Here is a 24,377-nt window from a genome sequence, read left to right as displayed (position 1 = left end):
AGCGTCGATGCTGCCGAGATTAGTCGATACGTGCCGCACCAGTGCCCGCCCCCGTGCAACTTCTAGCAGCCCTCCTGCTTCGGCCCCGGCTGCGCGGCCGGCGCCGTGTCGGCCACGGTCACGGACAGCTGCGCGGTGCCGCCGACCTGGGCGCCGGTCTCGTTGACGGTCCGCGAGCCGAGGAACGCGAACGTGACCGGGTCGAAGATCAGGTCACGGCGCCACCCGTCGGGGCCGACGCGGCCGACGGCGGTGCCGGTGCGGCCCGCGGTGTCCTGCGCGTCGCCGACGAGCGTGGCGCCGGGGATGAGCTTCAGCGCCTGGAACACCGCCGCGTGCTGCGCCGCGGGCATCGGGGCCGCGGCCAGCTCGATGCCGGCCTTCCACAGGTAGTGGTTCTTGTCGGCGCCGCCGCCGGGGAACCGGGCGAAGACCTTCAGCATGCCCTGGGCGTCGGTGGGCAGGGTGCCGTAGTACGCGTAGTCCCGCCGGGTCACGTCGCCCTTCACGGGGCACAGGACGCGCACGTCGACGCTGCCGGCCTTGGGAAGGTCCGCCGGGAGCGGCTGCCCCGGGTACGGGCGGGGCTCCAGCTGCTCGGTCCTGGACACGCCCGGCTTCGAGTTGTCGGACGCGACCCAGGTCGTGACCTTCATCGCGTACAGGAAGCGCCCGCCCTCGCCGAGCTCCGCCATGTCGGACATCAGCGACTCGGTGACGACGAACTGCCCCGGTCCCGGGTTGATCGCGCCGGGCGCCGCGGCCGCCAGGTCGAGCAGCTCCGCGACCGAGACGGGCTTGATCTTCACGGCCGGCGGGGCGGACGAGCCGGCGGCCGGCGGCGACCCACCGGCCACCCGCGGCGTGGGCGTGGGGGCCGAGGTCATCATGACGGCCACGGCGACGGCGGCCGCCGCGGTGGCGAGCCCGGCGGCGAAGATGAGCGGCCGGTGCGACCGGGGCCGCGGCGCCGACGCGCGCATCGCCGTCACGAACGCCCGCTCGGCACGCGTCACGTCGGCCATCTCGGGCACCTCGCTGCGGAAGTCGCGCAGTGGTTGCAGGTCGTTCACAGGTCCTCCTGAATGGATGTCGGGTCCGCCCCGCCGAGTGCCGCGCGCATCCTGCTTCGAGCCCGGTTCACCCGGGACCGCACCGTTCCCACGGGCACGCCGAGCGCGACCGCGATCTCCTCGTACGTGAGGTCGCCCCACGCGACCAGCAGCAGCACGTCGCGGTACACCGGACGCAGCGCCGCCAGCGCCGCGGCGAGCCGCCGGTCGACGGCCCCCGCACCCAGCCGCGCGTCGCTGGACACCTCGAACGCCTCCGTCACCGGGTCGACGCCGGTGCGTTCGAGGGCCTTGAGCGCCCGGATCTCGGCGCGCCGGTGCCGGCCCACCAGGTTGGTGGCGATGCCGAACAGCCACGGCCGGGCGTCGAGCCGGTCCGCGGCGTAGCGGTGCCGCTGCCGGAACGCCGCGAGGAACACGTCGGCGCAGACGTCCTCGGCGACGGACGGGCCGAGGCGGCGGGTCACGTACCGCTGGATCACCGGCGCGTGCCGGCGGAAGATCTGTGCGAAGAGCTCGGGCTCATCCTTGGACCGCGCGATGATCACGGCGTCGCCCACCGGTTCGGTGGCCACCGCCGTCTCGGTTGGTCTGGTCATCGGACATCAGGCCTCTCGGCTGTCGGTCAGTACATCTGGTACTTGCCCGACAGCCGAGAGACGGTTCCCGACTTTCTCAGATCACGTGAACGGTCCGCCCAGCCACTGCGGGAGCGCGTTCTGCCAGCGGAAGGACTTGCCGTCGCCGAAGTCGCCGCTGGCGCTCTACACCGGCGACACCGCGACCGGCACCCCGGCCGGCACGGCCGCCCCGGTCGTCTACGCCGCCAGCGGGTTCGACGCCAACACCGTCCCGGCCGTCACCGGCGCCGACGCCCGGAAGTGGATCGTGCACTGATCCTGGTGGCACCCACGGTCGCCGCCGGCGCCGGGAACTTTCCGGACGCCGGCGGCGACTACCCGTCCGTGGAGTGCATGCGGTTCCGGGAAGCGCTGTCCGCACGGATGGACGGTGAGGAAGAGCCGGTCGCGCCGGCGCTGGTCGACGCGCACCTGTCGCACTGCGGCGGGTGCCGGCAGTTTCAGCGGGACGCGGTCGCGGCGACGCGGCTGGTCCGGCTCCAGCCCTTGCACGCCGCACCGATCCCGGCGGAGCGACTGCTGGCGGGCTTCTCCGACCAGCCTTCCGGGGCACGGTCCTTCGTCCTGCCGTCCTTTCGCGGACGGTCCTTCTTCAAACGGTCGCGTCTGGTGTACGCGCTGCGGGTGCTGCTCGGTGCCTTCGGCGCGGCGCAGTTCCTGCTCGGCATCGCCCAGGCCGCGAACGCCGCGACCACGCACGCGCACCAGGCCGGCCACGTGTTCCACGAGTCGGCGGCCTGGAACGTGGCGATCGGCGCCGGCTTCGCCTGGATCGCGACCCGGCGGGCCACCCCGGCGGGGGCGCTGCCGATGCTGACGGCGTTCGTGGCCCTGCTCGCGCTGCTGTCGGCCAACGACCTGCTCGCCGGGGCGGTCGAGACGGCGCGGCTGGTGAGCCACGGGTTCGTCCTCGCCGGCTACGCCATCGTGCTCGCCCTGTCCCGGCCCGCGCTCGACCCGGCCGGCCCGCCGTCGGACCGGCAGCGCCCGCCACGCCGCTGGGGGCGCCCGCCCGCGCTCGACGAGGTCCCGCCGCCGCCCGCTCCCGCTCCCGCGCCGCTGCGCCTGGTGCCTGGCCCCGCCTCCCGCCTCGACCGGGCCGCCCCTTCCTGGGACCGGGCCGTCTCTTGCGGGGACCGGGCCGCCTCTTTCGGGGACCGGGCCGCCTAGACCCGTCGTAGCAGGTACGTGTCCATGATCCAGCCCTTGCGGGCGCGGGCCTCCCGCCGGACCGTCTCGATCTCGTCGATCACCTTCCCGAGCCGCCCGGCGACGAGCAGCTCGTCCGGCGTGCCGAGGTACGCGCCCCAGTAGATGTCGACGTCCTCGTCCCGGTACGCCCGGCAGGCGAGGTCCGCATCCAGCATGACGACGACGTCGTCGCAGCCCTCCGGCCAGCCCGCGCCGAGCCGCCGCCCGGTGGTGATGTGGACCGCCCCGGCGACCCGGTTCAGCATGATCCTGTGCCGGGCGGTGAGCGCCTGCACGCTGGTGATGCCCGGGATGACGTCGTAGCCGACCGCCACATTGCCCCGCGCGGCGATCGTGTCCAGGATGCGGATCGTGCCGTCGTACAGCGCCGGGTCGCCCCAGGCGAGGATCCCGCCGACCCCGTCCTCACCGAGCTCGGCGAGCAGCGCCTCCTCGATCAGCCTGGCCCGCTCGTCCCGCCAGTCCCGCACCGCCCCCTCGTAGTCGGCCGCGGTCCTGTCCCTGGGCGGATCGGCGATGACCACCGTCCGGAACTCCCGCTCCGTCGCGAACCGGTCGCAGATCTCCCGCCGCGCCTCGGTCAGGTCGGCGGTCGTGTCCCCCTTGTCCAGCACGAAGAACACATCGACCGCGTTCATGGCGTTGATTGCCTGCACGGTCACGTGCTCCGGGTCGCCCGCGCCGATTCCGATGATCAGTACCTTCCGCACCGCCCCATGATGTCAGGCCCCGCCCGCCCCTCTGCATGATGGACCGATGACACAGGACCGCTGGGACGAGGTCATGACCCTCCTCGTGGAGTCCGTCCCCGCCGGCCGCGCGACAGTGGTCGTCGACGGCACGGACGCCACGATCGGCCCGGCGGCCGACCGCCTCGCCGCCGCCCTCCGCGCCGCCGGCCGCCCCACCACCCGCTCATCGACCGCCACCGGTTCACCGGCCGCCGCTGGCTCTGCGGGCGCCGTCGGCGAGGTGCTCGTCGCCGATGGGGCTGAGGCTCGGGCGGGGGCGCCGGACGGGTGGGACGTGGTGGTCTGGTTGCGCACCTCGCGGCGCGAGCACGCCGCCGACGGGGCGCGGGGCGACACGGCGGACGTCGTCGTCGACCTGCACGACCCCGCGTGGCCCGTGATCCGGCACGTCGACCCGCGGCTGCTCGACCGGCGCCGCTGGCACCTCGTGGAGTCCCGCGCGTTCTTCGGCGTACGCGCCGGCACGTGGGACGCGAAGTTCGGCGACGACCTGCCCGCGTACGCCGCAGCCGTCGAGGCCGCCGGCCTGCCACCGGGCGGGGTCGTCGTCGACGCCGGCTGCGGCACCGGCCGTGCCCTGCCCGCCCTGCGCACCGCGGTCGGCCCGTCCGGCACGGTCATCGGCCTCGACCACACGCCGCAGATGCTCGCCAAGGCCCAGGAGAAGGGCAACACCGGACTGGTCCTCGCCGACGCCAGCAGGCTGCCGTTCGCCGACGGAAGCATCGACGCCGTGTTCGCCGCGGGTCTCGTCATGCACCTGCCGGACCCCGTCGACGGCCTGCGCGAACTCGCCCGGGTCACCAGGCCCGGCGGCCGCCTCGTGCTCTTCCACCCAACGGGCCGCGCAGCCCTCGCCGCCCGCCACGGCCGCGTCCTCCGCCCTGACGACCCCCTCGCCGAAGCCCCCTTGGCCGCGACGGCCACCCTGTCCGGCTGGCGCCTCACCACCTACGACGACGCCGCCGACCACTTCCTCGCCCTGGCCGACCGCCTCCCCTGACGTTGCCCCGCCGGTCGGTCAGTGCCGACGGGCGGACGGCCGTGTTACGAGGTTGGGGTGTGACGGGCGGCGAGGAGGCCGCGGGCCACCAGGAACTCCCTGGCCTCGGCGGCGGCGGCCGGGGGCAGCTCCGTCCATGGCAGGACCAACGGGTTGATCTTGGCAACGGTCAGGATCCAGAACTCGGGTGTCTCCTTGACCGCCTGGACCGACTCCCAGGTGTACCCGACGTTGAGGCTCTTGGTGTGCGCCTGCACGTCGACGTCGGTCAGGTCGTACGTCACCGTCTCGCCGAGCAGACCGGTCTTCGCCTGCGCTGCGGCGCGCGAGACGAGCCACGGGAAGCAGAACACCCCGGCGCCGATCGCGGCCGGCGCGGCACCCGACGCGACGTCATTGGCGAACATGACGATCCCGACAGCGGCGAGGACCGCCCCCAGGACGTACAGGCGCAGCAGTTTGCCGCCCATGGTGGCCCTGATGGCTCGACGCGCCCGACCCGGCTCCGGCTCGACCGTGAAGCTGATTCGCATCTTTCCCCCATCGACGCGCACACGGTACACCGGCGTGATCGGCACTGGGGGGGCCTCACATCCCGTCGGTGGCGGAGCCGACCGTCCAGTAGACCCGGTTGTAGTCCTCCAGCTCCAGCCGGTCGCCGGACTCCGCCACCCGGTAGGTCGTGACGCCGCAGTTCGCCGGCGTCTGACCCTCCGGCCAGCGCTGCGCCTCCTGGTAGCCCCACCGCTCCAGCAGGAACCGGAAGCACCGCAGCGTCCCGCCGTGCGTGACCACCATGACCTTCTGCCCCGCCCGGTCGCGGAACAGCGTGTCCAGGAACGTGTGCACCCGACCCGTCACGTCCGCGAGGCTCTCCCCGCCCGGCGGCCGCGCCATGAACCCGCCGAACGTCTGCCAGTACTCGTTCAGCCACGGGAACGCCGCTTCCGCCTCCGCCGTCGTCATGTCGTAGGCGAAGCCCGGATCCCGCTCCCGCACGAAGATGTTGGTCCGGACCCGCATCCGCTCCAGCTCCGCCGCCGGATACGCCGCGAGCAGGCCCTCAGCGGTCTGCACCGTCCGCGCATACCCGCTGGTGTACACGTAGTCGAACACCCCGAACCGCTCCCGGATCGCGTGCCCCGTCTGCTCCGCCTGCTTGCGCCCGTCGGCCGTCAGCTCGATCAGGTGATCCGGCACGCCCCGCACCACCTGCCGCGCCGCGTCGTCGGCGAAGTAGACGCTGCCCTTCTTCGCCTGGTTACGCGCCGATTCGGCATGCCGCACGAGCACCAGCAACGCCGGCCGTTTCGCTTCCATCTCCGGATGCCTCTTCTCTGAACGTCGGCTCGGTCAGGACTCGTACTGCTCGGCGGGCGCCTGGATCGCGGTCGAACCCGACACCTCGATGAACGGAATGGTCTCGCCGTTGACGGTGTCCTTCAGCTGGCGGTCGGTGTACGTGCCGGTGAGCCGCAGCCACTGCTCCTCGCGCAGCCCGTCGGGCAACTGGCCCGCCAGGGCGACCTTGACGGGACGGGCGTCGGCGGCGCAGCAGCTGACCATCATCCGGGCCAGGAGCCAGGTGCCGCCGGGGCCACGCATCGCGAAGCCGGTCAGCTCGACCCGCCGGTCACCCAGCGACGTACCCCGGTCGAACACGGCCCTGGACGCATAGTCGAGCATGGTCAGCTTGACCGGGTCACCGGCCGGCAGCGGCGCGAAGTCGGACTTCGCGACCAGCGCCGCCCCCGACCGACCGGCCGCATACGATCCGAGCGCGGGCGGCGCGACCAGCAGCAGCCCGAACACCGGAAGCAGCAGCAGCCACGCGACCTTCGGCCCACCGCTGCCATGCCCGTGCCCGTCGTCATCCTGCTCGTGCTCGTGCCCGTGTCCGTCGTGCGCCGAGACGCCGGCCGCGCCCTCCGGAACACCGGCGGAACCCCCCGACGCGCCGGCAGCGCTCTCAGCGACGGCGAGCCTGGAGGGGCGCAGCTCGTACCAGAGCGAGAAGAGCCCGGCGAGCACCAGGATCGCCCCCGACAGGATCAGGTACGGCTGCAACCCCGGCTTCACATAGTTCAGGTACTGGTCGGTGAGGCTGGCCCGCAGCACCGCACCACCGACGAGCAGCAGAATGACCGCCTGCGCCTGCCTGTTCACACCAGCACCGTCCCGCCCGTCGCCGACATTCTCTCCGCATTCATGACCGCTCCCAAGGACCGCCCCACGACCCGCCCACCGCCGACCGCCCACCCTCCCGCCGCGGCCATCACGCCGACCCCACCCGCACCTACCACAGCGACCCTCAACGGCGTGGTCATAGCAGGACTGTCCCGACCAGGGCGGACACGGCAACCGCGAGGACGAACGTGGCCGGGGCGAAGCGGATGGCGAAGCCGCGGCCGAAGATGCCGGCCTGCATAGCGAACAGCTTCAGGTCGATCATCGGGCCGACGACCATGAAGGCGAGGCGGGCCGTCAGCGAGAACTGGGTCAGCGAGGCGGCGACGAAGGCGTCGGCCTCCGAGCAGATCGACAGCAGGACGGCGAGCAGGCCGAGCACCAGGATCGCGACGAACGGGTCGGCGGCGAGGCCGGCGAGCCACGACTTGGGCACGGCGACGGCGATGACGGCGGCCGCGGCGGCGCCGATGACCAGGAAGCCCCCGGCGTGCAGGACGTCGTGGCGGACGCTGGCCCAGAACGCCGGCCACTTCCGCATCCCGTCGAGGTGCGCCCGGGAGGGCATGCGCAGCCAGCTGCCCTTGCCGAACGCCTGCCACAGCCAGCCCATCAGGCACGCCACGACGAGGCTGGCGAGGGCGCGGGCGACGACGACCCGCGGCTGGCCCGGGAACGCGACGGCGGTCGAGACGAGCACGATCGGGTTGACCGCGGGCGAGGCGAGCAGGAACGCGAACGCGGCCGCCGGGGTCACGCCGCGGCGGACCAGGGCGCCGGCGACCGGCACGGACGCGCACTCACAGCCGGGCAGGACGACGCCGGCGACGCTCGCGGTCGGCACGGCCAGGGCAGGGTGCTTCGGCAGCGCCTTCGCGAAGAACGACGGCGGCACGAAGACGGCGATGACACCCGACAGCACGACCCCGAAGACGAGGAACGGGATCGCCTGGGTCATGACCGACACGAACACCGTCAGCCAGGTCTGCAGCGCCGGCGCCGACAGCGACTCGGTGAGCGGGTCGCGGAACAGGACGACCAGCACGAGCAGCGCGGCGAGGACCTCGACCGAACCGATCCTCCGCCGCCGCGGTCGAGCGGCGGCGGCCGGAGAAGATGGCTCCTGTGTCATCGTCACGCCTGGAGGCTACCGTCCAGGTATGACAGTTCGGCGAACCGCATGAACACAACACGGGCACTGGTGGCGGTGTTCGACACCCCGGTCGCCGCGCACCTGCTGGACTTCGCGACGACGCTCGGCTTCCGGGTCGCCCTGGCCGATCCCGACCTCGAGCGCGTGGTCGTCGACGCCGACACCGACGTCGTGGTCACCGATCACGATCGGCCGGAGCTGGGTGCCGTACTGCGCGACGCCCTCGCCTCGCCGGCCCGCTGGATCGGCGTGATGGGCAACCCGAGGCACCCCGGACCACACGTCGAAGCCCTGCGTGGCCTCGGCGTCCCCGACGACGAGATCGCCAGGGTGCACCGCCCGATCGGCCTGAACATCGGCTCGAGGACGCCGCCGGAGATCGCGCTCGCGACCCTCGCCGGGCTCGTCGCCGACCTGTAACGGCCGACCGGGCGGAACCGACTTCCAATAAGCGCTAGAGACCTTTCGGGGTCAGGGTTTGGGTGGGGATAGGCCGGTGGCGGTGAGGTAGCTGTCGAAGAGGCCGTGGCGGTATTGCATGCGTTTGAGGCGGTTCTTGACGGTGTGTTCCAGGGCGGTGGCGGTCCGGGTGGCGAGGTTGGCCAGGCTGCGTTTCAGTGCCGACCAGACCTTCTCAGTCGGCTTGTCACAGTGCGAGGATCGTTGGACAAGTGGGTGTGAGCACGCCGATCATCGGTAGTGAGGGCCTGCTTCGGCTGGCCAGGTTGGTCGAGCGGCTGCGGGCGCGCGACCTGGACGAAGGCGGCGTGTCATGGACGGCGCACGCATGGATACCCTCCCCAGATCCGCACGTTGACGGGGATCCCGGCGGCGGGGCTGTGGGGGTGGTTGCCGCAGAGGAACCGGCGGGATGCGCTGCGGACCCTGAGCATGCTGCTGGAGCGAGCGGCGGCTGCGCCTGGCCCGGTGGTCAGCGGGAACGGCGGTGATCATGATGCCGCTGCGTGAATGTGGCCAGGAGAAGATCGAGGGTCGGCACCACGATCGGCTGGCGGTGGTGTATGTCCGGCAGTCTTCCCGGCAGCAGGTGCTCGACCACGGCGAGTCGACGCGGTTGCAGTACGGCCTGGTCGAGCGGGCGACGGCGTTGGGGTGGCCGGCCTCGCGGGTGCTGGTGATCGACGAGGATCTGGGGCGGTCGGCGGCCAACGCGGCGGCGCGGCCGGGGTTCGCCCGGCTGGTCGCGGAGATCACCATGGGGCATGTCGGCCTGGTGCTGGGTCTGGACATGTCCCGGCTGGCCCGGGCTGGGCAGGACTGGTATCAGTTGATCGAGTTGTGTTGCCTGGCTGGGGCGCTGCTGGCCGACGGTGATGGCGTCTACGATCCGAATTGGTACAACGATCGGCTCTTGCTCGGGTTGAAGGGCACGATGACGCAGGTCGAGCTGCATCTGATCAAGCAGCGGATGGCGTCGGGTCGGCTGGCCAAGGCCAGCCGGGGCGCGTTGGCGGTCCCGCTGCCGGCCGGGTATGTCCGTCGGGCCGGTGGTGAGGTCGCTTTCGACCCCGATGAGCAGGTGCAGGCCGTGATCCGCCTGGTGTTCGCGCTGTTTGAGCGGTTGGGCACGGTGCATGCGGTGCTGCGGTTCCTGGTCGAGCACCAGGTGCAGATCGGGATGCGGCAGCGCAGTGGCCCGGACCAGGGCGGGCTGGTCTGGCGGCCGCCGCACCAGCAGGGGTTGAGCAACATGCTGCGCAACCCGGCCTATGCCGGGATCTACGCCTACGGGCGCAGCCGCACCGATCCGGGACGGCGGTACCGCAGCGGCGAGGCGGTCCGGGTGCGCCGGCTCGACGCCGAGCAGTGGCTGGTGCGCATCGAGGACGCGCTGCCGGCCTACATCAGCGTCGAGCAGTACGAGCGGAACCTGGCCCGGCTGGCCGCCAACCGGGCCACCGCCGACGCGGTCGGGGCGCCCCGCGACGGGCCTGGTCTGCTGGCCGGGCTGGTGATCTGCGGTATCTGCGGGCGGCGGATGCAGACCATCTACGAAGCCAACCAGCACGGCGGCATCCACCGCTACGCCTGCACCCACCGCCGCCACACCTACGGCGAGCCGCTGTGCCAGCAGATGGCCGGTGCCTTCCTCGACGACTACGTCGTTGCCCAGGCGTTGTCGGCGTTGGCCCCGGCCGCGTTGGAGCTGTCGGTGACCGCGGCGACGCAGATCGAGGCGCACCGCACCGAGGTCGACCGGATCTGGCGGCAGCGCCTGGAACGCGCGGCGACCGCCTGCGACCGGGCGCGGCGCTGCTACCAACTGGCCGAGCCGGAAAACCGCCTCGTCGTGCGGCAACTGGAACGCGACTGGGAAGACACCCTGGCCGCGCACGCACGACTGGCCGACGAATACGAGCGGCACCAGCAGGCCCGCCCCGCCCGGTTGACGGCCACCGAACTCACCCAGATCCGCGCCCTGGCCACCGACATCCCGGCACTGTGGGACGCGTCAACCACCACCCACACCGACCGCAAAACGCTGCTGCGCACCATCATCGACGGCGTCCGGGTCACCGCTGAGGGGGCCAGCGAGCGGGTCCACGTCACCGTGGTCTGGGCCGGCGGCGCGCACACCGACGCCGACCTGACCCGGCCGGTCGCCCACATCGATCAGCTGTCCTACTACCCGCGGCTGGTCGACCGGATCCGAGACCTGGCCGGTCAGGGGCTGACCAGCGCCGCGATCTCGGCGGCTCTGGCCGCGGATGGGCTGCGCCCGCCCCACGGCGGCGAACGCTTCAACCCAGGCGAGATCCAGCACCTGATCCGCCGTCTCGGCATCCGCCCCGGCCTCGACACCGACCGGCGCACCGACCACGGCGAACTCGCCGGCGACCAGTGGTGGCTGTCCACCCTCGCCGCCGAGATCGGTATGCCGATGGCCACCCTGTTCACCTGGCTACGACGGGGCTGGATCAACGGCCGGCAGGACACCCGCCCGCCCTACCGGTGGGTCATCACCGCCGACCAGGCCGAGGTGCAACGGCTCCGGACACTGCACCAACTCCCCGCCGGCTATCACAACCGCCGCCACTGGCTCGACCGAGCCAACCCAGTCAACCCAACCCACACGCCAGACGAACGAGGAGGCCAGCCCTGATGCATAGCGAGACCTACAACACTCGCACTGAGACAACCCCATCTCGGTCGGGTTGAGCTCGGGGGCGTAGCCCGGTAGCCGGTAGGCGCGCAGCCATGGCCGGGCGGCGATCAGCGTGCGCATCCGGGCGGATCTGTGGGTGTTGAGGCCGTCCCAGATCAGGATGATCGGTCCGTGAAGCTGCTGGTGAGCGGCGTCGAGCATCCGGGCGAGGTCGTTCTCCCGGAAGCCTTTCGGTTCACCTTTGCGGCCCCGGTGCAGCATGGTGCGGTAGATCAGCCGCGAGCGGTCACCGGGCCGGTAGCAGACCAGACCCGCCACCGAGACCCGGACGTTGCCGGCGGCGGTCACCGACACCACCGGCGTGCCCCCGCGCGGTGCCCAGGTCGTGGCCTTCCTCGCCCGCAACGTCTGACCGCACTCGTCGGCGAAACAGATCCAGGCGCTCAGCCGCCGCGCGACCCTTTTAGCGCCGGCCACCGGCGCCGCCGCCAATGCGTGATGGCCTGCTCGTCACGCTCCACAGCACGATGCACCGGCAGCTGGGCGGTGTAGCCCAGGCGACGCATCACCTGCCACGCCGTGGCGATGCTGACCCGCTGATGGAACATCGTGGCGATCAACGCCGCGATCCGCTGCAAAGTCCACCGCTGATCCTCGCCGTACCCGGCAGCGGCCGGCCCCAGCTCCAGCTGTTGCCGTAACCGGACCAGCTGCGCCTCGGACAGCACCGGGTCCGGCCCCGGCGGGCCCTTCGACGCCAGCGCCTCGACCCCACCGGCCGCCCACGCCCGCCGCCACCGGTACGCGCTGTTCGCCGAGACCTCCAACACGGCAGCCACACCCAACGCCGTGACACCCTCCGCGAACAGCTCCCCGGCCCGACGACGCACCAACTCCCGCCGCTCCCGCGCAGCCGAGTTCAGACCACCGCCATCGCCGTACCGCATACCCCCAGCACACCGCCGCCACAGGCCAAAGCGATCACCCACAAAGAAGGAGCAACCCAAACCCTGACCCCGAATGGTCTCTAGCGGTAGTTTGTTGCCTGCGGCTTCTGGGCAGTAATAGCCGTGAAGTGTTCGGACTTTTGTAGGTTTGCTGAGGTGTGAGCGATGACTGTGCGTCGTCGGTGTCCACCGGCGCCGGGTTCGTTGGAGGGCTACGCTGCCCGCTTCGATGATCTGTTCGGCAGGCTGGCCCAGCGTCGGGGGTTTCGTGAGTACCTGACCGGGCTGCTCGCGCCGCGTGACCGGAACAAGACGTTGACCTGTCTGGCCGGGGCTGAGCCGGTCATCGGGGCTCAGCATCCGGCGGTACAACGGCTGCAGTTCTTCCTGTCGGAGTCCACCTGGGACCATGAGCAGGTCAACGCCCGGCGGGTGGAGTTGCTGCTGGCTGATCCCGCCACCGCGCCGCATGCCGGTGGGGTGCTGGTCGTCGACGATTCCGGTGACCGCAAGGACGGTACCGCCACCGCGCATGTGGGCAACCAGTGGCTGGGCCGCTATGGCAAGACCGACCGCGGGATCGTCACCGTGACCACCCTGTGGGCCGACGAGCGGCTGTACTACCCGCTGCATGCGGTGCCCTACACCCCCGCGCACCACTTCCCGAAAGGCAAGCACGACCCAGACTTCCGCACCAAGCTGCAGATCGCTGCCGACCTGGCCGTGCAAGCCCGTCAGTCGGGCGTGGTCTTCCGCGCGGTGGCCGCCGACTGTGCCTACGGCGACCAGGACGGCTTCCGGGCCGACCTCCGCGCGGCGGGACTGCCATTCGTCATGGCCCTCAAACCGCACCGGGGGACATGGGCCTACGCAGACCAGGCGTACACCCCCGTCGACGCTGCCCGCGACCTGGCCTGGAACAGTCCCGAAGAGCCGGGCGACTGGACGCCGGCGCCCCGGACGTTCCGCGACGGGCATACCCAGACGTGGTGGGCCGCCGAGGCGCGGCTGGGCTGGTGGGGGCCGGACGGGACGACCCGGCTGGTCGTGGCCACCGCCGACCCGGCCACCCTGCCGGAGAAGGCCACCTGGTATCTGGCCACCGATCTGCCTCGACTCGGCGGCCCCCGGGCTGTCGACAGCCCTCATCCACCCGCGGACCTGGCGGAGATCGTGTGGATCTATGGGATCCGGCACTGGATCGAGCAGGGCTACAAGCAGGTCAAGGACGAACTCGGGTGGGCCGATTTCCAAGCCCGTTCCGACACCGCCATCCGTCGCCATCAGACCCTGGTCAACTGCGCGTTTTGCTTCTGCTGGGATGCCTGGTTAGCAGATCGAGCACCGTCACAGCCAGCAGCACCACCCCCTGATCCCGGTGCTCGAGAGGGGGACCCGCACCCGGCAGGCCGTCGGCAGCCCTGTGCTGGCCCCGAACCATCCGGGAGGTCCGCGGCTGGCTCGTTCCCTGGATCATGTTGCGGCGCTGTTGGCGGGCGTGGTCGAACAGGCCCCCACCCGCCGAGCTCCAGGCACTCCTCGACGCCGTCGCAAGTGGACAACCCCTGTACCTGTACCACCTGAGCTAACAAACTACCGCTAGCAGCCGGGCAGGCGCTCGATCAGGTAGGTCTCGACCTGGTCGAGCGACACCCGCTCCTGCGTCATCGTGTCGCGGTCGCGGACGGTGACGGCGTTGTCGTTGAGCGTCTCGAAGTCCACGGTCAGGCAGAACGGCGTGCCGATCTCGTCCTGCCGCCGGTACCGGCGACCGATGCCCTGCGCGTCGTCGAAGTCCACGGTCCAGCGCTTCCGCAGCTGGGCGGCGAGGTCGCGCGCCTTCGGCGACAGGTCCGCGTTGCGCGACAGCGGCAGCACGGCCGCCTTGACCGGGGCGAGCCGCCGGTCGAAGCGCATGACCGTGCGCTTGTCGACGCTGCCGCTGGTGTTGGGCGCCTCGTCCTCGTCGTACGCCTCGAGCAGGAACGCGAGGACGGCCCGGGTGAGGCCGGCGGCGGGCTCGATGACGTAGGGGACCCAGCGCTCCTTCTTCTCCTGGTCGAAGTAGGACAGGTCGACGCCGGAGTGCTTGGAGTGCGTGGTCAGGTCGAAGTCGGTGCGGTTGGCGATGCCTTCGAGCTCGGAGAACTCCTGGCCACCGAAGCGGAAGCGGTACTCGATGTCGACGGTGCGCTTCGAGTAGTGCGACAGCTTCTCCTTCGGGTGCTCGTAGAAGCGCAGGTTGTCGGCGGAGAGGCCGAGGTCGATGTACCAGTTCCAGCGCTCCTGGAGCCAGTACTCGTGCGCCTCCTCGTCCTTGCCCGGCTCGACGAAGTACTCCATCTCCATCTGCTCGAACTCGCGCGTGCGGAAGATGAAGTTGCCGGGGGTGATCTCGTTGCGGAAGCTCTTGCCGACCTGCGCGATGCCGAACGGCGGCTTCTTGCGCGCGGCGCCCTCGATGTTCTTGTAGTTGATGAAGATGCCCTGGGCGGTCTCGGGCCGCAGGTAGTGCAGGCCCTCGTCGTTCTCGACGGCGCCCAGGTAGGTCTTCATCAGGCCGTTGAACATGCGCGGCTCACTGAAGGTGCCCTTGTTGCCGCAGTTCGGGCAGTTGATCTCGCTGAGGACGAACGGCTTGCCCTCGCCGTGCTTCTCGACGAACGCCTCTTCGAGGTGGTCGGCGCGGAAGCGCTTGTGGCACGACGCGCACTCGGTCAGCGGGTCGACGAACGCGTCGACGTGGCCGGAGGCGACCCACACGTCGCGGGACAGGATGACGGCGGAGTCCAGGCCGACGATGTCGTCGCGCTGCTGGACCATGGTGCGCCACCACTGCCGGCGGACGTTGTCCTTGAGCTCGACACCGAGTGGGCCGTAGTCCCAGGCGGACCGGGTGCCCCCGTAGATCTCACTGGACGGGAAGACAAAGCCGCGGCGCTTCGCGAGGCTGACGACGGAATCGATGCGATCGGCGGCCATGGTTCCTCCTCGGCCTCACGGCGACTGGCTGTCGGCAAGGCATGCTGAAAGTTGGTCAAGACGGGTAAACCGTCAACGTCCACGTCGACGGTACGGTTACGCCCGGGCGAGCCGCACCAGATTAACCGCAGGGCCACGGGGCGGGATCAGTCGACCCCTCCGCAGATCACCCACCGCGTCGTCTGCTGCTCCATGGTGAAGGTCATCAGGGTCTCGGGCAGCCCGCGGCGCTTGACGGTCGCAGGGACCTGCACGAGGTTCACGTCGACCCGGTCCTCGTGCACGACGTAGGCGATGACCTCGGAGCCCTTGTAATGCTCCTCGTACCAGGCGAGGCTGTGGCTGCGCTGCAGCTCGGGGCACAGGTGCCCGCGGGCGGTCTCGTACTCGGTCGCCTGGACGGCGCCCAGGTAGTCGTCGACGACGCTGGTCAGCTGGGAGCGGGCGACGCCCTCCAGGCCGGAGAGCAGGAACCCGCCGCCGAGGACGCCGCCGACGCAGCACAGGACGAGCACGAGCCCGCCCACGCCGAGGCCGATCCACAGGCCGCGCAGGTCCCGGTCACGGGGCGGCGCCGCGAACGGCGTCACCACACCGGGGCCGGGTGGCGGCGCCGGCACCTCGGTCGGCGAGGGCATCATGCCCCCAACAGTAGCCAACTACCCCATCACCTACGCGCGGTCGCTCGCGGTGACCGTGAGCGCGCCGCCGGGGGCGACCTCGGCGAGCTCCTCGAACGCCGACGGCTCGTCGAGCGACTGCGCGAGCAGCGGCGTCGCGTGCATCTTCACGTCGAAGTTGGACAATGCCCGCCGGTACGCGCCGACCGACTGCCACTCCGTGACGATGCTCCAGTGCGCCGGGTCGTCGAACGCGCGGGCCAGGCGTCCGCGGAGATACCCTGGGCAGGCCGCGAGCGCACCGAGCGCGGCGTGGGCCCGCTCGACGAAGCCTTCGTCGTCGCCGTCCAGCACGAACCTTGTCACCACCAGCATGACGCGAGCATACGGACGCGCATTCGGACCCTGAGGAGCTGCCCGAGATGACCCAGCGTGTTCTGTCCCGGCTGGGCCGGATCGGCCCGACCGCGGCGTTCCTCGGCGTCGGCGCGCTCACGTTCCTGGGGCTGGTCCTGCCGGGCGCGCTCGGTGCCGCGGTGCTGCTCGCCCTGGCCGCCGGCGCCGGGTGGCTGCTCGCCCAGACGTGGCACCTGCACCCGTCCCGCGCACGGGTGATGCGGCTGGTGGTCCTCGGGCTCGTGGTGGCCGTGGCCGTCGTGAAGCTCACCTGAAGTTGACAACGATTCCCATTATCAGGCACGCTCGGCAGCGTGGTACTTGAGGTGGACCGGGCCGTCGTCGCCTACGACGGCCGACCAGTGCTCGACGGGGTGACGCTGAGCGTCGCCGCCGCCGAGGTCGTGGCGATCCTCGGTGCCAACGGCTCCGGCAAGTCCACCCTCGTGAAGTCGGCACTGGGTCTGGTACCCCTCGCGAAGGGCGAGATCCGCCTCTTCGGCACCCCGCTCAAACGGTTCCGGTCCTGGCACCGACTCGGCTACGTCCCGCAGCGCGTCGGCGCCGGCAGCGGCGTCCCGGCCACGGTCGGTGAGGTCGTCGCGGAGGGACGGCTCGCGCGGCGGGGGTTCCTGCGCTTCCCGTCCCGCGCCGACCGGCGCGCGGTCGAGGAGGCGCTCACCGCGGTCGGGCTCGCCGACCGCGCCCGCGAGCCCGTGTCGGTGCTGTCCGGCGGGCAGCAGCAGCGGGTGCTCATCGCCCGCGCCCTCGCCGGCACCCCCGAGCTGCTGGTCCTCGACGAGCCGACGGCCGGGGTGGACGCCGGCAGCCAGGAGGCGTTCGCGGCCTGCCTGCACCGCTTCGCCGATCAGGGCGGCACCGTCGTCTTCGTGGCGCACGAGCTCGGCCCGCTGCGGCCGCTGATCACCCGCGCGGTCGTCGTGCACCACGGCGAGATCATCCACGACGGGGCACCCCCGGAGCCCGCCGGCCACCACGCCGAACCCGGCCACGACCACGTCCACCCCCACGCCGCCGTCGAGGCGCCCGGCCTCCTGGGCAGCGCATGAGCCTGTTCACGTACGACTTCATGATCCGCGCTCTCGTCGGCGCGCTGATCACGGGTGCGTCGGCGCCCGCCATCGGCATCTACCTCGTCCAGCGGCGGCTGTCGCTGATCGGCGACGGCCTCGGCCACGTGGCGCTCACCGGCGTCGGGTTCGGGCTGCTGCTGCACCAGTCGCCGGTGCTGATGGCGGTCGTCGCGGCGGCCCTCGGCGCCGTCGTCATCGAGCTCGTCCGCGAGCGCGGCAAGACCTCCGGCGACGTCGCCCTCGCCATGCTGTTCTACGGCGGCATCTCCGGCGGCGTCGTCCTGGTCAACCTGTCCGACGAGCAGGGCAGTCGCAGCCTTGTCACGTATCTCTTCGGCTCGCCGCTGACGACGAGCCGGCAGGACCTGTCGGTGATGCTCGTCCTGGGCTGCGCGGTGCTCGCCGTCGCCGTCCTGCTCCGCCCGTGGCTCTTCGCCGTCTGCCACGACGAGGAGTACGCGCGGGTGTCCGGCCTGCCGGTCCGCGCCCTCAACCTCATCCTCGCCGTCACGACCGCCGTCACCGTCACCGTGGCCATGCGGGCCGTCGGGCTCCTGCTGGTCAGCGCCCTCATGGTCGTGCCGGTGGCGACCGCGCAGCAGATCACCCGCGGCTTCAAGGCGACGATGCTCGTCGCGGTGCTGCTCGGGCTGACCGTCTCCGGCGGCGGCATCTGGATCTCCACCGAGGCCGACACCGGCCCCGGCGCCACCGTCGTCCTGCTCGCCATCGCCGGCTTCTTCGTCGTGACGGTCGGGGCCGCGGCCTGGAGGGCGGCGCGCCGTCGTACAACAGCCGGAAACGCCACCGAGGAGCGCTCCACACCTGAGGTGGTGCTCGACCGTGGTTACTGACAACGGTTACCGTTGCGCACATGTCGAGCATTGAGGGTTACGAGGCGGCCGGCGAGCTGTTGCGTGCCCTCGCCGCCCCGCTGCGCATCCGCATCGTGACCGAGCTCGCCGGCGGCCCCCGCTGCGTCCACGAGCTCGTCGACACCCTCGGCGCGCCGCAGCCGCTCGTCTCGCAGCACCTGCGCGTCCTGCGCGGCGCGGGCGTGGTGCGGGGCTCCCGCCGGGGCCGCGAGATCGCGTACGCGCTGACCGACGACCACATCGCCCACATCGTCGCCGACGCCGTCTCCCACGCCCGGGAGTCGACCGGCTCCTGACCGCCACACAGTGCGGTCACAGCGCCTGTCCGTCAGGCTGGAACGGTGAAGCTCTATGCCGACCGTGCCCCCACCGCCCTGCGGCAGTTCCTCACCGACGTGTTCGTGGTCGCGTGGGTCTATGTCTGGGTCAGGCTGGGGATGACGCTGTTCGACCTCATCCAGAAGCTGGCGGTGCCCGGGCAGAAGCTCGAGAGCGCCGGGACCGGGCTGGCCGACAACCTCAAGGGCGCCGGCGACAAGATCAACGGCGTGCCCGGCGTACCCGACTCGGTCGCCGCCCCCTTCACGAGCGCCGCGAACGCCGCCCGCTCCCTCGCCGACGCCGGCCACCAGCAGCAGCAGATCGTCAACGACCTGGCCTGGATCCTGTCGGTCCTGATGATCGCGGCGCCGGTCGCGATGCTGGTTCTGGTGTGGCTGCCGCTGCGGATCCGCTGGATCCGCCGGGCCGGCTCGGCGGCCCGGCTGCGCAACGCCACCGCCGGCCGCGACCTGCTGGCCCTGCGCGCCCTGGCCACCCAGCCGCTGGGCAAACTGGTGAGGATCGACCCGGAGATCGCCGCCCTGTGGCGCAGGGGCGACAAGCAGGCGGTCGAGGCCCTCGCCACCCTGGAGCTCCGCAGCCTCGGCCTGCGACCTGCGGTGACATCGCTCGGTGAGCGCCCTGCTACCCGCCTGGAGATCAATTAGGCGCGGTGGAGTAGCGTGTTGGTGAAGCGGAACGCCGACGCGCCGCCCGGCTCGGTGCCAGCCTCGGGTCGCCCCGAGCCCGGGCCTAGGTGGAGCGACGACGCCCCGCTCGCAAGCCGCCCGCCCGCGCGCGGGACACGGGCGTGGCGGCCCGCCTCGTGCGCGGGCTGATCGCAAGCAGCCCGGCCGCACACGCGAGGCACGGGCATGGGTGGCGGCCTGCCTCGGCGCGGCTTGATCGCAAGCGGCCCGCCCACGCACGCGAGACACGGGCGGTCAGCCGGGTCTCCGGCTGACCGCCGCACGCGCGGGAAGCCCGCACACGTGGGAAGCCCGCACACGTGGGACGCCCGCACACGCGGGAAGCCCGCACACGCGGGAAGCCCGCACACGCGGGAAGCCCGCACACGCAGGACGCCCCCACGCGTGGAGGTCAGAAGCGGCGGCGGACGTCCTCCGCGGCCGACGCGCCCGGCTCCCAGTCCGCGAGCCACGGGCCTGCGGCCGCGGGCGGGATGATCCCCTCCTCCAGGGACAGGTAGCGGCCCGCGATGACCCGCTTCGCGGCGGCGGACTCGATGGCGTCGGCGTTGTCCCACAGCTCGCGGAAGAGGGCCTCGGCGCGCAGGGTGGCCTGGCGGCAGAACAGGTCGGCGAGCTCGACCCCTTCGGGCCGGGTCGCGCGCTCGCTGCGGGCCTTCACGCACGCCGCGGACATCGCGAACAGCTCGGCGCCGATGTCCACGACGCGGCCCAGGAAGCCCTGCTTGTGTTCGAGTTTGCCCTGCCAGCGGGCCATGCCGTAGAAGGTCTCGCGGGCCAGGCGGCGAGAAGCGCGCTCGACATAGCGCAGGTGCTGGGCGAGCAGGCCGAACTCGCTGTAGCCGGACGGCAGCTGGCCCTTGCCGGCGACCAGGGTCGGCAGCCACCTGGCGTAGAAGCCGCCGGCCCGGCCCGCGGCCTTGGCCTTCGCGCCCAGGCCGGCGTCGGGGTCGATGATGTCGCCGGCGACGGAGAGGTGGGCGTCGACGGCCTCGCGGGCGATCGCCAGGTGCATGATCTCCGTCGAGCCCTCGAAGATGCGGTTGATCCGCACGTCGCGGAGGATCTGCTCGGCCGGGATGGGGCGTTCGCCGCGGGCGGCCAGGGAGTCGGCGGTCTCGTAGCCGCGGCCACCGCGGATCTGGACCAGCTCGTCGGCGACCTTCCAGGCCAGCTCGCTCGCGTACAGCTTGACCAGCGCGGCCTCGATGCGGATGTCGTTCTGGTCGTCGTCGGCGAGGCGGCAGGACAGCTCCAGCATCGCCTCCATGCCGTACGTGGAGCCGGCGATGAACGCGATCTTCTTCGCGATCGCCTCGTACGAGCCGATCGGGCGGCCCATCTGGACCCGTTCGGCGGCCCACTCACGGGCGACGTTGAGGCACCACTTGCCGGCGCCGACGCACATGGCGGGCAGCGACAGCCGGCCGGTGTTCAGGGTGCTCAGCGCGATCCGCAGGCCCTGCCCCTCACCACCGATGACGTTGGCGGCGGACACCCGCACGTCGTGGAAGCGCGTCACGCTGTTCTCCAGGCCGCGCAGGCCCATGAACGCGTTGCGCCGCTCGATCGTGACCCCGGGCGCGTCGCCCTCGACCACGAACGCCGTGATGCCGCCCCGGTGCCCCTCGGAACGGGGTACCAGCGCCATCACCACGAACAGGGTCGCGAGAGTGCCGTTGGTGGCCCACAGCTTGACCCCGTTGAGCAGGTAGTCGCCGTCCCCGGTCGGCACGGCGGAGGTGCGCAGGTTCGCCGGGTAGGAGCCGACCTCGGGCTCGGTCAGCAGGAACGCGGACACCTCACCGCCGGCGAGCCGGGGCAGGAAGCGGGACTTCTGCTCATCGGTGCCGACCAGCTTCAGCGGCTGCGGCACGCCGATCGACTGGTGCGCCGACAGCAGCGCGCCGATCGACGGGTTGACCGACCCGACCAGCGCGAGGGCGCGGCAGTAGTCGAGGTTCGACAGCCCCAGGCCGCCGTACCTGGTGTCGATCTTCATCCCGAAGGCGCCGAGCGAGCCCAGGTCGCGGAGCACCTCATCGGGGATGCGCGCGTCGCGTTCGATCTGCTGCCCGTCGACGCTGCTGATGTACGAGTGGAGCTTCGCCAGGAACTCCTGGCCTTCGGTGGTCTGCTTGTCGGCCGGCGGTGGGTCGATCAGGTCGAGGCGGAAGCGGCCGAGGAACAGCTCCTTGCCGAAGCTCGGCTTGCGCCATTCCTGCTCGCGGCTGGCCTCGATGACCTTGCGCGCCTGTTTCTCCGTGTGCGTACTGCTAGCGGTTGGCGAGGAAGCGACCTGCGTCATTGCGGCACCCCCAGGTGTCAGTCCAGTACCGACCAGGCTATTACCCGCCAGTAGCGAAGGCCATGCCTCGCCGGAGAGGATCAAGCGCCGTGATTTTCATGACGGGAACCTACGAGTGGGAAACGTTCACTGTTACCGTCGGGAAACAACTTCACATCCGACAGGGGAGCGCACAGCGCTGAGAGTGCGGCGAGCAAGCCGCAGACCCTCGAACCTGATCTGGGTAATGCCAGCGCAGGAAGCTCGGTCACCTCAGGCCACGCGCCACGTCCGCACCCGCGGGCGTGGCGTCGCGTCTCCTTCTGGCTCACCCCCGGACCAGGAGGCACCGAAATGGAAACCCGTTGGCGGACCGTCGACATCATCGTCGCGTCGGTCATCGCGGTGGCGTTCGCCGCCGTGTTCTACGCATGGAACAACCTGTGGAGTGCCATGGAGAGCGTCGCCCTGCCGTGGCGCGCGTTCATCTACGGCGTGTGGCTGATCCCGGGCGTGCTCGGCCCGCTGGTCATCCGCAAGCCGGGCGCCGGGCTCTACACCGAGTTCGTCGCGGCGCTGGTCTCGGCCCTGTTCGGCTCGACCTGGGGCCTCGGCGTGCTGCTGTCCGGCCTCGTGCAGGGCGTCGGCGGCGAGTTCGGCTTCGCGTTCACCGGCTACCGCAGCTTCAAGCTCGGTAACGCCCTCGTCGCCGGCGCCCTCGCCGGGGGCGGCGCGGCCCTGCTGGACCTCAACATCTACTACGGCGCGTTCAGCAACACCGACAAGGCCCTGTACGCGGCGATCGTCATGGCCAGCGGCGCGGTCGTCGCCGGCGCCGGCTCGTGGGCGCTGCAGCGCTCGCTCGCCACGACCGGCGTCCTGGACCGCTTCCCCTCGGGCCGCGAGCGGGCCGCCGTCTAAGCACCGTCGAAGCAACAGTGAGCACCGTCGAGTTCAAGGGATTCGGGTGGCGGCACGCCGGGCGCAAGGCCTGGGCGGTCCGCCACTTCGACCTGCGGATCGAGCACGGCGAGCGGGTCCTCCTGGCGGGTGCCTCCGGCGCCGGCAAGAGCACCCTGCTCGCCGCGCTCGCCGGCCTGCTCGCCGAGGACTCCGGCGAGCAGGAGGGCGAGGTGCTCGTCGACGGCGCGCCGGCCCGGCAGCGCAGGGCGGGCACCGGCATCGTCTTCCAGGACCCGCAGACCCAGCTCGTCATGAGCCGCTGCGGCGACGACGTCGCGTTCGGCCTGGAGAACCGGGGTGTGGCCCGCGACGAGATCTGGCCGCGGGTCGACGCCGCCCTCGCCGCCGTCGGCTTCCCGTACGACCGCGACCGCGACACGGCTCAGCTGTCCGGCGGTGAGCAGCAGCGGCTCGCGATCGCCGGCGTGCTCGTGTCGCAGCCGCGGCTGCTCCTGCTCGACGAGCCGACCGCCAACCTCGATCCGGCGGGTGCGCAGCTGGTACGGGCAGCGCTCGCGAAAGCCCTGCACGACGTCGACGCCACCATGATCCTCGTCGAACACCGCCTCGAGGACGCGCTGACCCTGGTCGACCGGGTGGTCACGCTGGGCGAGGAGCAGGAGCCGGTCGTCGTGCCACACCGTCCCGGCTCCGGTCCCGGCCCGGTCCTGCTGACCGCGGAGCGGCTGGCGCTGCGGCACACCGGCAACGTCGTCGACGAGGTCGTCCGCGCCGGCGAGGCCCTCGTCGTCGAAGGCCCCAACGGCGCCGGCAAGTCGACCCTGGCGCTGCTGCTCGGCGGGTTGACGAAGCCGGCGAAGCCCGGCCGGGTGCACGCCCCCGGCGAGCGGCGGCCGCCGCACCGCTGGCGGGCCTCGAAGCTCGCCGGCCGGATCGGCTCGGTCTTCCAGAACCCGGAGCACCAGTTCGTCACCTCGACCGTCCGCGACGAGCTGCTCCTCGGCGGCCGCGACCCGAAGGTCGTCGACGACCTGCTGAGCCGGCTGCGTCTCGACAGGCTCGCCCTCGCCAACCCGTACACCCTGAGCGGCGGCGAACAGCGCAGACTCAGCGTCGCCACGGCCCTCGCCGCCGCCCCGGACCTGCTGATCCTCGACGAACCGACGTTCGGGCAGGACCCGCGGACGTGGCGGGAGCTGGTCGACCTCCTCGCGGACCTGCGGGACGAGGGCCGCGGCCTGGTGATCGTCACCCACGACCGTGACCTCGTGCGGGCACTCGGCGACCGCCGGCTGCGGCTGGACCGCGCATGACCGCCTGGCTGCGCCGTCGCGACGCGACCGCGAAACTGCTCGCGGCGGCGCTGCTCACCGCCGCCGTGCTGTCGACCGTCGACCCGTTCGTCACCGCGGTCGCGATCGGCGTGGAGCTGGCGCTGCTGCCGCTCACCGGCCTGAGCGCGGCGCAGCTGTGGCGGCGCGGGTGGCCGCTGCTGCTGTCCGCGACCGTCGTGCTCGTCTTCACGGTGCTGCTCGGCGCCCGTACGGGACCGGTCGTCGGCACCGTCGCCGGCTTCGAGGTACACGAGCCGGCACTCGGCTACGCGCTGCGGCTCGTCGCGATCGGCCTGCCCGGGTTCGTGATGTTCGCGACGATCGACCCCACCGACCTCGCCGACTCGCTCATCGCGCACGCGAAGGTGCCGCCCCGGTTCGCGATCGGCGCGCTCGCCGCGTTCCGGCTCGTGCCGCTGCTCACCGACGAGTACCGGCTGATCCGCCTCGCCCGGCGGGCCCGCGGCATCGACGCCGGTTGGAACCCGGTCGCGCACCTGCGGCTCGCGGCGTCGGCGACGTTCGGGTTGCTCGTCGGCGCGATCCGGCGCGGCATCCGGCTCGCCACCGCGATGGAGGCCCGCGGTTTCGACCGGGGGCAGCCCCGCACCAGCGCCCGCGAGACCCGTTTCGGCTGGTCCGACGGATCGGTCGTGCTCGCCGGCGCGACCCTAGCGGCGGCATTGATCTTGCTGAAGTTCGTGCATACATAGCCACGTCGCTACCTGATGTTCGTTCA

General features: G+C 71.7%; 26 protein-coding genes, 1 pseudogene and 1 riboswitch. Of the genes and pseudogenes, 14 read left to right on the top strand and 13 right to left on the bottom strand.

Translation table 11 applies throughout. The features are described from left to right. Positions 1-62: 62 nt before the first annotated feature. A complete protein-coding gene (locus tag ACQEVZ_RS34190) occupies positions 63-1,073 on the bottom strand; it encodes a CU044_5270 family protein (protein WP_433374154.1) in 1,011 nt (336 codons plus the stop codon). Next, positions 1,070-1,672 (bottom strand): RNA polymerase sigma factor, encoded by a 603-nt coding sequence (locus ACQEVZ_RS34185; protein WP_433374152.1) that lies wholly within the window; start codon positions 1,670-1,672, stop codon positions 1,070-1,072. Before ACQEVZ_RS34185 ends, ACQEVZ_RS34190 begins: the two co-directional genes overlap by 4 nt. 136 nt (positions 1,673-1,808) lie before the next feature. On the opposite strand from ACQEVZ_RS34185, the gene ACQEVZ_RS34180 reads away from it, so the two are divergent. Next, positions 1,809-1,970, top strand: a complete 162-nt coding sequence (locus ACQEVZ_RS34180; RefSeq protein ID WP_433374150.1) for a hypothetical protein — start codon at positions 1,809-1,811, stop codon at positions 1,968-1,970. 5 nt (positions 1,971-1,975) lie between these two features. Beyond that, the gene (locus ACQEVZ_RS34175; RefSeq protein WP_433374148.1) at positions 1,976-2,884 is read left to right on the top strand and encodes a zf-HC2 domain-containing protein; all 909 of its coding nucleotides are present in this window, start codon (positions 1,976-1,978) and stop codon (positions 2,882-2,884) included. On the opposite strand, the gene cobF is transcribed toward ACQEVZ_RS34175, so the two are convergent. Beyond that, positions 2,881-3,636, bottom strand: coding sequence for a precorrin-6A synthase (deacetylating) (cobF, locus tag ACQEVZ_RS34170; protein ID WP_344511904.1), 756 nt, complete (start codon positions 3,634-3,636; stop codon positions 2,881-2,883). The genes ACQEVZ_RS34175 and cobF overlap by 4 nt on opposite strands. A 46-nt stretch (positions 3,637-3,682) precedes the next feature. On the opposite strand from cobF, the gene ACQEVZ_RS34165 reads away from it, so the two are divergent. After that, positions 3,683-4,681 carry a class I SAM-dependent methyltransferase gene (locus ACQEVZ_RS34165; RefSeq protein ID WP_433374145.1) on the top strand — a complete coding sequence of 333 codons (999 nt, stop codon included), beginning with the start codon at positions 3,683-3,685 and terminating at the stop codon, positions 4,679-4,681. Between the two features lie 44 nt (positions 4,682-4,725). Here the strand turns inward: ACQEVZ_RS34165 and ACQEVZ_RS34160 are convergent, their stop codons facing one another. The 4 genes from ACQEVZ_RS34160 to ACQEVZ_RS34145 all read right to left on the bottom strand — a co-directional run bounded on the left by ACQEVZ_RS34160 (position 4,726) and on the right by ACQEVZ_RS34145 (position 8,000). Beyond that, the gene (locus tag ACQEVZ_RS34160; protein ID WP_354891212.1) at positions 4,726-5,214 is read right to left on the bottom strand and encodes a hypothetical protein; all 489 of its coding nucleotides are present in this window, start codon (positions 5,212-5,214) and stop codon (positions 4,726-4,728) included. Positions 5,215-5,269: 55 nt separating this feature from the next. Further along, positions 5,270-6,001 (bottom strand): histidine phosphatase family protein, encoded by a 732-nt coding sequence (locus ACQEVZ_RS34155; protein WP_344511910.1) that lies wholly within the window; start codon positions 5,999-6,001, stop codon positions 5,270-5,272. 33 nt (positions 6,002-6,034) lie between these two features. Next, positions 6,035-6,847: a TIGR03943 family putative permease subunit gene (locus ACQEVZ_RS34150; protein WP_433374142.1), complete on the bottom strand. Its 813-nt coding sequence runs from the start codon at positions 6,845-6,847 to the stop codon at positions 6,035-6,037. 157 nt (positions 6,848-7,004) lie between these two features. Further along, positions 7,005-8,000, bottom strand: a complete 996-nt coding sequence (locus ACQEVZ_RS34145) for a permease (protein ID WP_360566098.1) — start codon at positions 7,998-8,000, stop codon at positions 7,005-7,007. 48 nt (positions 8,001-8,048) lie between these two features. Here ACQEVZ_RS34145 and ACQEVZ_RS34140 point away from each other — a divergent pair, with 48 nt between their 5' ends. Together ACQEVZ_RS34140 and ACQEVZ_RS34135 are read left to right on the top strand one after the other, a co-directional pair. Beyond that, positions 8,049-8,441: an XdhC family protein gene (locus ACQEVZ_RS34140; RefSeq protein ID WP_433374139.1), complete on the top strand. Its 393-nt coding sequence runs from the start codon at positions 8,049-8,051 to the stop codon at positions 8,439-8,441. A gap of 532 nt (positions 8,442-8,973) precedes the next feature. Next, complete coding sequence (locus ACQEVZ_RS34135) at positions 8,974-11,145, top strand: recombinase family protein (RefSeq protein WP_433374136.1); 2,172 nt, start codon at positions 8,974-8,976, stop codon at positions 11,143-11,145. Positions 11,146-11,187: 42 nt separating this feature from the next. Here the strand turns inward: ACQEVZ_RS34135 and ACQEVZ_RS34130 are convergent. Together ACQEVZ_RS34130 and ACQEVZ_RS34125 are read right to left on the bottom strand one after the other, a co-directional pair. Further along, positions 11,188-11,625: pseudogene (locus ACQEVZ_RS34130) on the bottom strand (transposase); the annotation flags it as partial. After that, positions 11,592-12,095 carry a winged helix-turn-helix domain-containing protein gene (locus ACQEVZ_RS34125; protein ID WP_433374133.1) on the bottom strand — a complete coding sequence of 168 codons (504 nt, stop codon included), beginning with the start codon at positions 12,093-12,095 and terminating at the stop codon, positions 11,592-11,594. The gene ACQEVZ_RS34125 and the pseudogene ACQEVZ_RS34130, both read right to left, overlap by 34 nt. 165 nt (positions 12,096-12,260) lie before the next feature. On the opposite strand from ACQEVZ_RS34125, the gene ACQEVZ_RS34120 reads away from it, so the two are divergent. After that, entirely contained in the window at positions 12,261-13,679 is a 1,419-nt protein-coding gene (locus tag ACQEVZ_RS34120; RefSeq protein WP_433374130.1) for an IS701 family transposase, read from the top strand. Positions 13,680-13,694: 15 nt separating this feature from the next. Here the strand turns inward: ACQEVZ_RS34120 and ACQEVZ_RS34115 are convergent, their stop codons facing one another. The 3 genes from ACQEVZ_RS34115 to ACQEVZ_RS34105 form a co-directional block, all read right to left on the bottom strand. Then, positions 13,695-15,077, bottom strand: coding sequence for a glycine--tRNA ligase (locus ACQEVZ_RS34115; protein ID WP_433374127.1), 1,383 nt, complete (start codon positions 15,075-15,077; stop codon positions 13,695-13,697). Positions 15,078-15,223: 146 nt separating this feature from the next. After that, positions 15,224-15,718 carry a hypothetical protein gene (locus tag ACQEVZ_RS34110; protein WP_433374125.1) on the bottom strand — a complete coding sequence of 165 codons (495 nt, stop codon included), beginning with the start codon at positions 15,716-15,718 and terminating at the stop codon, positions 15,224-15,226. A gap of 30 nt (positions 15,719-15,748) precedes the next feature. Further along, positions 15,749-16,072: an antibiotic biosynthesis monooxygenase family protein gene (locus tag ACQEVZ_RS34105; protein ID WP_344511921.1), complete on the bottom strand. Its 324-nt coding sequence runs from the start codon at positions 16,070-16,072 to the stop codon at positions 15,749-15,751. A gap of 47 nt (positions 16,073-16,119) precedes the next feature. On the opposite strand from ACQEVZ_RS34105, the gene ACQEVZ_RS34100 reads away from it, so the two are divergent. Genes ACQEVZ_RS34100 through ACQEVZ_RS34080 form a run of 5 tightly spaced genes read left to right on the top strand, consistent with a single transcriptional unit; the run spans position 16,120 to position 19,051 of the window. Then, positions 16,120-16,368, top strand: a complete 249-nt coding sequence (locus tag ACQEVZ_RS34100; protein WP_344511923.1) for a DUF6703 family protein — start codon at positions 16,120-16,122, stop codon at positions 16,366-16,368. Between the two features lie 39 nt (positions 16,369-16,407). After that, positions 16,408-17,163 carry a metal ABC transporter ATP-binding protein gene (locus ACQEVZ_RS34095; protein WP_433374120.1) on the top strand — a complete coding sequence of 252 codons (756 nt, stop codon included), beginning with the start codon at positions 16,408-16,410 and terminating at the stop codon, positions 17,161-17,163. Continuing rightward, positions 17,160-18,041: a metal ABC transporter permease gene (locus ACQEVZ_RS34090; RefSeq protein ID WP_344511927.1), complete on the top strand. Its 882-nt coding sequence runs from the start codon at positions 17,160-17,162 to the stop codon at positions 18,039-18,041. The genes ACQEVZ_RS34095 and ACQEVZ_RS34090 overlap by 4 nt, the downstream gene beginning before the upstream one ends. A 20-nt stretch (positions 18,042-18,061) precedes the next feature. Further along, positions 18,062-18,358, top strand: coding sequence for an ArsR/SmtB family transcription factor (locus tag ACQEVZ_RS34085; protein ID WP_344511929.1), 297 nt, complete (start codon positions 18,062-18,064; stop codon positions 18,356-18,358). A 45-nt stretch (positions 18,359-18,403) separates the two neighbouring features. Beyond that, positions 18,404-19,051 carry a hypothetical protein gene (locus ACQEVZ_RS34080; protein ID WP_433374116.1) on the top strand — a complete coding sequence of 216 codons (648 nt, stop codon included), beginning with the start codon at positions 18,404-18,406 and terminating at the stop codon, positions 19,049-19,051. Positions 19,052-19,484: 433 nt separating this feature from the next. Here the strand turns inward: ACQEVZ_RS34080 and ACQEVZ_RS34075 are convergent, their stop codons facing one another. Next, entirely contained in the window at positions 19,485-21,401 is a 1,917-nt protein-coding gene (locus tag ACQEVZ_RS34075; protein ID WP_344511933.1) for an acyl-CoA dehydrogenase family protein, read from the bottom strand. A 152-nt stretch (positions 21,402-21,553) separates the two neighbouring features. Continuing rightward, positions 21,554-21,660, top strand: a riboswitch (TPP riboswitch). A gap of 74 nt (positions 21,661-21,734) precedes the next feature. Between ACQEVZ_RS34075 and ACQEVZ_RS34070 the strand changes: the two genes are divergently transcribed. Genes ACQEVZ_RS34070 through ACQEVZ_RS34060 form a run of 3 tightly spaced genes read left to right on the top strand, consistent with a single transcriptional unit; the run spans position 21,735 to position 24,351 of the window. Next, positions 21,735-22,301 (top strand): ECF transporter S component, encoded by a 567-nt coding sequence (locus ACQEVZ_RS34070; protein WP_433374112.1) that lies wholly within the window; start codon positions 21,735-21,737, stop codon positions 22,299-22,301. Between the two features lie 17 nt (positions 22,302-22,318). Beyond that, complete coding sequence (locus tag ACQEVZ_RS34065; protein ID WP_344511937.1) at positions 22,319-23,617, top strand: ABC transporter ATP-binding protein; 1,299 nt, start codon at positions 22,319-22,321, stop codon at positions 23,615-23,617. Next, positions 23,614-24,351 carry an energy-coupling factor transporter transmembrane component T family protein gene (locus ACQEVZ_RS34060; RefSeq protein ID WP_344511939.1) on the top strand — a complete coding sequence of 246 codons (738 nt, stop codon included), beginning with the start codon at positions 23,614-23,616 and terminating at the stop codon, positions 24,349-24,351. Before ACQEVZ_RS34065 ends, ACQEVZ_RS34060 begins: the two co-directional genes overlap by 4 nt. The last annotated feature ends 26 nt before the right edge of the window (positions 24,352-24,377 follow it).

The organism is Dactylosporangium sp. CA-152071 (genome assembly GCF_050936335.1).
Classification (GTDB): Bacteria; Actinomycetota; Actinomycetes; order Mycobacteriales; family Micromonosporaceae; genus Dactylosporangium; species Dactylosporangium maewongense.
The sequence above is the reverse complement of the archived record's forward strand: the minus strand, read 5'-3'. Positions and strand labels throughout refer to the sequence as shown.

Bases quoted from the DNA above. Each gene is read 5' to 3' on its own strand.
- ACQEVZ_RS34185 (WP_433374152.1), bottom strand. From the start codon at position 1,672: ATGACCAGACCAACCGAGACGGCGGTGGCCACCGAACCGGTGGGCGAC.
- ACQEVZ_RS34165 (WP_433374145.1), top strand. From the start codon at position 3,683: ATGACACAGGACCGCTGGGACGAGGTCATGACCCTCCTCGTGGAGTCC.
- ACQEVZ_RS34160 (WP_354891212.1), bottom strand. From the start codon at position 5,214: ATGCGAATCAGCTTCACGGTCGAGCCGGAGCCGGGTCGGGCGCGTCGA.
- ACQEVZ_RS34155 (WP_344511910.1), bottom strand. From the start codon at position 6,001: ATGGAAGCGAAACGGCCGGCGTTGCTGGTGCTCGTGCGGCATGCCGAA.
- ACQEVZ_RS34145 (WP_360566098.1), bottom strand. From the start codon at position 8,000: ATGACACAGGAGCCATCTTCTCCGGCCGCCGCCGCTCGACCGCGGCGG.
- ACQEVZ_RS34140 (WP_433374139.1), top strand. From the start codon at position 8,049: ATGAACACAACACGGGCACTGGTGGCGGTGTTCGACACCCCGGTCGCC.
- ACQEVZ_RS34135 (WP_433374136.1), top strand. From the start codon at position 8,974: ATGATGCCGCTGCGTGAATGTGGCCAGGAGAAGATCGAGGGTCGGCAC.
- ACQEVZ_RS34125 (WP_433374133.1), bottom strand. From the start codon at position 12,095: ATGCGGTACGGCGATGGCGGTGGTCTGAACTCGGCTGCGCGGGAGCGG.
- ACQEVZ_RS34120 (WP_433374130.1), top strand. From the start codon at position 12,261: ATGACTGTGCGTCGTCGGTGTCCACCGGCGCCGGGTTCGTTGGAGGGC.
- ACQEVZ_RS34115 (WP_433374127.1), bottom strand. From the start codon at position 15,077: ATGGCCGCCGATCGCATCGATTCCGTCGTCAGCCTCGCGAAGCGCCGC.
- ACQEVZ_RS34110 (WP_433374125.1), bottom strand. From the start codon at position 15,718: ATGATGCCCTCGCCGACCGAGGTGCCGGCGCCGCCACCCGGCCCCGGT.
- ACQEVZ_RS34105 (WP_344511921.1), bottom strand. From the start codon at position 16,072: ATGCTGGTGGTGACAAGGTTCGTGCTGGACGGCGACGACGAAGGCTTC.
- ACQEVZ_RS34100 (WP_344511923.1), top strand. From the start codon at position 16,120: ATGACCCAGCGTGTTCTGTCCCGGCTGGGCCGGATCGGCCCGACCGCG.
- ACQEVZ_RS34090 (WP_344511927.1), top strand. From the start codon at position 17,160: ATGAGCCTGTTCACGTACGACTTCATGATCCGCGCTCTCGTCGGCGCG.
- ACQEVZ_RS34085 (WP_344511929.1), top strand. From the start codon at position 18,062: ATGTCGAGCATTGAGGGTTACGAGGCGGCCGGCGAGCTGTTGCGTGCC.
- ACQEVZ_RS34075 (WP_344511933.1), bottom strand. From the start codon at position 21,401: ATGACGCAGGTCGCTTCCTCGCCAACCGCTAGCAGTACGCACACGGAG.
- ACQEVZ_RS34070 (WP_433374112.1), top strand. From the start codon at position 21,735: ATGGAAACCCGTTGGCGGACCGTCGACATCATCGTCGCGTCGGTCATC.
- ACQEVZ_RS34060 (WP_344511939.1), top strand. From the start codon at position 23,614: ATGACCGCCTGGCTGCGCCGTCGCGACGCGACCGCGAAACTGCTCGCG.